General features: G+C 44.8%; 5 protein-coding genes and 2 riboswitches. All 5 genes read left to right on the forward strand.

The window, feature by feature from the left end:
- On the forward strand, nt 1–430 hold a 430-nt coding region (locus DP091_RS30445), incomplete at its 5' end, for a methyltransferase (protein WP_258394754.1).
- Nucleotides 431–515: 85 nt separating this feature from the next.
- A riboswitch (cyclic di-GMP riboswitch) is annotated at nt 516–609 on the forward strand.
- A gap of 324 nt (nt 610–933) precedes the next feature.
- Nucleotides 934–1,980, forward strand: coding sequence for a methyltransferase (locus DP091_RS30450; protein ID WP_220091192.1), 1,047 nt, complete (start codon nt 934–936; stop codon nt 1,978–1,980).
- A gap of 524 nt (nt 1,981–2,504) precedes the next feature.
- A complete protein-coding gene (locus tag DP091_RS30455; protein ID WP_113061755.1) occupies nt 2,505–4,010 on the forward strand; it encodes an FAD/NAD(P)-binding protein in 1,506 nt (501 codons plus the stop codon).
- Between the two features lie 448 nt (nt 4,011–4,458).
- Nucleotides 4,459–5,667, forward strand: a complete 1,209-nt coding sequence (locus DP091_RS30460) for a cytochrome P450 (RefSeq protein WP_113061756.1) — start codon at nt 4,459–4,461, stop codon at nt 5,665–5,667.
- Nucleotides 5,668–6,107: 440 nt separating this feature from the next.
- Nucleotides 6,108–6,198, forward strand: a riboswitch (cyclic di-GMP riboswitch).
- Nucleotides 6,199–6,569: 371 nt separating this feature from the next.
- Nucleotides 6,570–6,754: hypothetical protein (locus DP091_RS30465; protein WP_373456964.1), on the forward strand; the 185-nt coding region annotated here is incomplete at its 3' end.

Here is a 6,754-nt window from a genome sequence, read left to right on the forward strand (position 1 = left end):
AACTTTGCACGGGATTTTGTTCGATAGACCACATGTTTTACCAAGGAATCGACTAGGGGAACTTGGTGCCGAGGACCGTTGGGAACTCGCGCCAGGGAATTTCTTTGAGTCGGTCCCTAAGGCAGACATTTACGTGCTTAAGTACATCATGCATGACTGGCATGACGAGGAAGCCATTCGTATCTTGCGCTGCTGCCGAGAGGCTATGGCTCCTGGTGGCCGGGTATTGGTGATGGATCCCGTCATTCCGCCGGGGAATACTCCACACACAGGTAAGATCCTTGACCTCATAAACATGACGATTTACGAGGAAGGGCGTGAACGTACGGAAGAGGAGCTTCGGCTATTGTTTGCAGAAGCAGGCTTACGGTTGACCCGCATCATCGATACGGGGTGCTATATTTCCATCGTTGAGGCGGTAGCCGATTAAGAAGGCCATCCTACATCCGACTGAGGCACATCTATGAGATAATGATCCTCTTATAATTATTATTAATTCGACATATTCATACTTCGTACGATAATAGCAAACCCATCGAAAGGTGGCGATGCAAAGCTATTGGGGTTAATGTGATCAACTTATGGTAGTGAAGCCAGCCAGTTGCCGAATACGGCGGAAACCTCCGTCTATTTCGCTATGCAATCAAGACGGTTTTTTTATATATCGTATTAGGGGGATATCGTTAAAGGAGCTAAAAGATAGACGATTCATCAACTATAACATTATTATCGATACCCGCAGCTACACTTGATCTTTCAGGTAAGTCTACTGTGAATCGGGTTCGGTAAAACTCACCAATGGTGTCAGCCTTTTGGCATTCATTTTCTGCTCGTATCAAATCTTTTGTACCTTATCTTGCGAGTCGTAGTACGAATGAGCAGTCGAAATCGTTTCCACCCAGTATAGCTACATAATAAGGAGGAAGCCGTAATATGTTAGAGTACAAAAAGGACATATCAGTTCCTGAAAATGATGAAGCAGGTCTATATTTGTTGGAACTTTCGATGGAGTACGCCTATTCGGCTGCACTTCGCGCCGTTGCTCACCTCGGAGTTGCCGATCATTTGGTTGATGGGCCGAAGACGATCTCCGAGCTGGCCAAGGCCACCGGGGCGGATGAGTTGCGGCTCTATCGAGTTATGCGACTGAATACTTCGAGGGGGGTATTCCGCGAAAATGAGAACAGAAGTTTCGAGTTGACACCCGCCGGAGAATTCCTGCGTAGAGACGCGCCGCTGTCGCTGCGGGCCGGGGTGCTGATGATTACCGATGAGACCATTTGGCGTCCGAGTGGTGAACTTGCTTCGGCTGTTGTTGGTGATCCGCCTTTCAAGAAGATTTTTGGAATGCCTTTCTTCGACTACGTGTCTGAGAAGGGAGCGTCTTCCGATGATTTTCACGTCGGAATGTCATCGCAGTCTGATATTGAGAACGAATTTCTTGTGCGTAGCTATGATTTCCCCGAAGGCGCAACGGTCGTCGATATCGCCGGCGGTTTAGGCGGACTACTGTTGCGGATATTACGGAGAAATCCTACACTTCACGGTATCTTATTTGATAGACCAGACGTTCTTTCTAGGCACCGACTAGGGGAGCTTGGAGCTGATGACCGATGGGAACTCATTTCAGGGGACTTCTTCGAGTCGGTTCCTCGTGCAGATGTCTATGTGCTCAAGTCCATTATGCATGACTGGCCCGATGAACAATCCACGCAGATTTTGCGGAACATCAGGAAGGCGATGGCTCCTGGCGGGCGGGTTCTCGTTATGGATCCGGTTATTCCGCCAGGAAATATGCCGCATGCAAGTAAGTTACTAGACATCATTGTCATGGCGATGTACGAAGGAGGTCGTGAACGTACGGAAGAGGAGCTTCGGCAATTGTTTGCCGGAGCCGGCTTGCGGTTGACACGCGTTTTCAATACTGGTAGCTACGTTTCGATCGCCGAAGCAGTGGCGGATTCAAACTCGGAGCTTTGATATTTGCCAAGGAGATTGAGGGCATATCGGACCAGCCTATAAGAGAAAAATCCGAAACTTTATAAATCCTGCTCAGAGATCAGAAGGAGGCTGTCCTGTCATTAAGGGCTAGGCGCAGCTCCTTTTTTATCATGGCGGGTCCCCAGATCTAAATTGGCACCTGCTGAACGGGCAGACACTACGGTATAGGCGGAAACTTCGCCAGACCAGAATGGAAATGAATCTGTTACTCACCGAGATTGTTCCAAAGGGACTGATTCCAAAAAACGGGGCCGACTGTTAGAGTACGTTCCAACCTACTTAACGGGGTTAAACACATTCCGGTTTGTATGAAGACAACCATTTAGTCACTCTTAGCACGTTCCGGCCAATCAGTATAAAGAACTCTTCCACTCTCTTTTCAAACTGACATTGGCCTCAGTCGATCTCTTTAAGACGGAGGCCAATGCGGTTCAGGTCAAAAGTATCTAGTGTCACCAACAACATATGACAACAGGTTTACATAGAAAGGATGAACATCTCCAATGCCTGCACTTGAACCTTTCAAGCTACCGCTAGAAACGTCAAGCACGTATTCGATTGCTGTCGTTGGAGGAGGCTCTTCGGCCGTTGCTTTCGTCAAGTCGCTCGTCGACCGTGTACTCGATCAAAACTTGAAAAAGATTAGACTAACCATATTTGAGCAAGGAAACACTGCCGGACCTGGATTGCCTTACCAAGAGGACTACGATTGTTTAAGAGTCAACGTTCCTGCCCAGACGATGTCGCTGTGCACAAAAGATCCCGATCATTTCGTGGATTGGATGCAGGGAAAATATGGCCAGCTGTTTATGAATACTGATTTTCCCCCGAGGAGGGTTTTTGGAGAGTATCTCACGGAAACACTTTATGACTCTTTTGAGAGAGCCAAGGATCACATTCAGAGTGATTTTATTATGAAGAAGGTTACGGATATAAACAAGCGGGGCGATGAACAGTACGAGATTTTTACGGAAGATGGGCAATGCTTAAGATATGATTTTGTACTGCTTACCATAGGTGTCATGAAACCGAATGATCATTACGGTCTGATGGGAGAGCCAGGATATATTCATGGTCCTTTTCCGGCTAGAGATACATTAAAAGAGATAGGAAAAAAAGAAGCCGTAGGGGTTATAGGTTCTGGTTTAACGGCCATTGATATGGCTCTTGCTCTACGATATCAAGGTCATGAGGGAAATATATTCATGCTTTCAAGAGGTGGGAAACTCCCTGCAGTTCGAGGCGAAGAAGAACCATTTCATGCTAAGTTTTATACACCTGAGAACATCGATCCGTTCATAAAAGAGAATGACTACTTAAGCTTGCGTCATATTGTTCGATTAATGAGAAAAGAGTTTAAAGCTTCTGGCTTAAGTTGGCGGGAAGTTCTATTTAGTAAAACTGAACCGCAGGATGATCAAAAAAGCTATAAACAAAAAGTAGCCATAAAAAATCCATGGTTCCCTCTTTTATTGCATGTTCATGCTGTCACAAGCCCATATTGGGGGGAGGTTCCCAAGGATCATAAACAAATCTTTGTACAGAAATATCTAGCGGCATATCTAAACAAAAAAGCGTCAGTTCCCCTTATCAATGCTGACCAAATCCTTCACCTGCTTTTATTAAAACAGCTACAAATTTTCGGTGGCATACAATCCGTCTATAAGAGGGGGGGGAAGTTTTATGTTAGTCTCCACCATGATCCGGAAATCGTATGTGACCACATCATTAATACAACGGGGCCTTCCAAAGACGTTTCTAAAAATAGGTTGATCAAAAACTTGCTGGCCAAAGGCTATGTGACCAAAGACATTAATGGGGGAATCGACGTCGATTTTGATTCGGGATCCGTTATCGACAAAGACGGCAGGCTAAATTCGACTTTCCGTGCGCTCGGACATATTACGAATGGAACCTATTTCTTCATTAATGACTTTTCGCTAATCGTCCAGCTCGCCGATAAACTAGCTGATAATTGTATGGCTGTATTCGCGGAATCAGTTTTATAAAATAAAACATAAAGCATAAATTCAAGGTGATGAAAACTTAGACATCTTCATACTTCGCACGATAATAGCATAACCACCCACCGAGAGGTGACGACGCAAGCCACGGGGCTAATCTAGGTCTACTTAAGACTTAGCCTTTCGATGGCCCCCTTCTTTCTAATAAATACAAAAGACGATGCGGTGGATGACATCATAAGCATTATTTCCAAAGTTGAACCCTTGGGGAGTACGGCATTTTCGGGCATAGTTACACAAGTGGAAGTTTCTTGACGGCGCATCACATTCCACGCATTCTCTGGTGATCATTTCTATTTGTTCGATGTAACAGATTAATTATATGAAGTAATTCAAAGCGAGGTTTATGCCTATGGGATATCCAATTAATGTATCTTGTCTGGGAGCAGTCGATTTACAAATTTTTCTCGTGAGAGGGGCAGGTTGATTCGTTTTGAAATTAACTGATATCGATTTAACAAACCCTGAGTTATTTGCGAGTAGCAGAATGGACTCCTTTTTTGCTAACTTGAGACAAAGCGAGCCGGTTTATTGGAACCGCGTTTCGGAATCCGAAGGGTTCTGGGCGTTAACCAAGTATCAAGATATTTTACAGGCTTGGAAAAATTCAAAAGTTTTGAGCTCGGAATACGGTACGATGTTGCGTCAGTTCGGTAAGAAGGACCCGGCCGCCGGAAAAATGATACTCGTTACAGATCCACCTCGTCATACCCGGCTGAACTCATTGCTTGCTTCTGTTATCAACCCTCGTACTGTGGCAAACATGGAGCCTCAGGTGCATTCCTTTATTTGTCAGCTTCTAGATCATGTTAATGAAGGTGAAGTATTCGATTTTGTAGAGGAAGTGGCATCTAAGATACCGGTTGCTGTGACATGCGATTTACTTGGAATTCCGAGGTCCGATTGGGAGGGGATGGCCAAGCTAAGCAAGGCGGCCATTACGGGAGAGGATCCGGAATTCTGGAGAGGGTGTACAGAAAAGGAGTCACTGGCGACGGCTAATATGCAAATCATCGGTTATTTTCTTAGCCTTATTCAATCCCGGCGGAAGAATCCAGCTCAGGATGTGGTTAGCTGTCTTATTCAGGCCGAAATTGACGGGGAGCGTCTTAGCGATCAGGAGATTGCCCTGAACTGTTTCAACCTTTTGTTGGGAGGGAACGAAACAACGAAATATGCAGCGGCCGGTGGATTGCTGGCGTTTGTTGAGCATCCATCCGAGTGGGATCGCTTGAAGCAAGATCCTACGCTAATGGCAAGCGCCATAGACGAAATTTTTCGTTGGACAACTCCCAATGTACACGCCATGAGAGTGGCTACCAATGACATACCCATCAGGGACAAAATCATACGCTGCGGTGAAACAGTCACGCTATGGCATGCATCAGCCAATCGGGATGAAGAAGTCTTTCAAACTCCACATCAATTCGATATAAGCCGAAATCCCAACCGTCATTTAGCATTCGGTGCAGGACCTCATTATTGTCTAGGGGCCGGTATTGCCAAGTTAGAGTTAAAGATTTTATTTGGTGAATTACTGAATCGTCGCATTGCGGCGGAAGTAAAAGGGGTTCCCAAGCGCGTAGTCTCAAACTTCTTGTCTGGGTACAAGTATCTTCCAGTCGTATTTACCCGCCAGTGATAATGCTGGTTTGACATGGATAGGATGAACACCATGATGCCTCATAAACCTCAAGCGTTCGCTAGAAACCTCTTGTACGTATTCGATTGCTGTCGTCGAGGGATGAGTTTCGGCCGTAGCTTTGGTAAATTTGGTGGTCAATAAAACGTAAAGACCAGCTAGAAAAAAACTCAGCCGGTCCAGGTCACCCAATGGAAGAAAGAAGCACCTGAAGATAAGCGAAAGTCTGCTTATATAGGAGCTTCTCTTTTATTTTGAACTGTAGATGACTTTCTCAACTGATTAGATGAGAAGACTGCGAATTCGGCCATCCGACTATCAAATCAATCTATAAAACACATCCATAAGATACCCTTTTTTGGGTATTTTTTTTTATTGGGACGTTGCCTATAATGACATTAAAGTTAAAATTTTTTAATCATCCGACAATATCATAATTCGTACGATAATAGCAAACCCATCGAAAGGTGGTGACGCAAAGCTAAAGGGGCTAAGGCGGAGTACAAACCGTTATGCCAGCCAGTTACCGAATACGACGGGAAGCCTCCGTCTATTTTTTTAATGAAGTAAAGTTAAAATAGACTGGGGTATTTTTTGTCTTCATTGTATGTGAAATAATGTATACTTTGTAAATTTATTACTTAATAGATAGTGCTATTTACTGTTTTTTTCTGCTAGTAAATATACTTATGCTTGCAGACAAAGAAGTCCAAGCCATATATACGGAGAGGGCTAACATTAAATTTCCATACCTTATATTACAGATGGGAGGTGATGAAGGAAAGTTATAAGTAACCCACAGTACAACGGATGTACATCTGAAAGCCTTTCTAGAGAACGGCCGTGGATAGGGATGAACGACCATCTATTACAGTCATTAAAACAAGGAGGGATTCATGAACATGTTTGGTATTAAAAAGAATATAACGGGATCTGATAGGGAGGCGGCAGGCCTTTCCCTGTTGGAACAGACTTTGGATTTTATTTATCCGGCTACACTTCGGGCGGCGGCTCTCCTTGGGGTTGCTGATCATCTTGTTGATGGGCCCAAGACGATCGCCGAGTTGGCCCAGGCTACCGAGACTGA

It is taken from the genome of Paenibacillus sp. MDMC362 (assembly GCF_003269305.1).
GTDB lineage: Bacteria > Bacillota > Bacilli > Paenibacillales > Paenibacillaceae > Paenibacillus_AQ.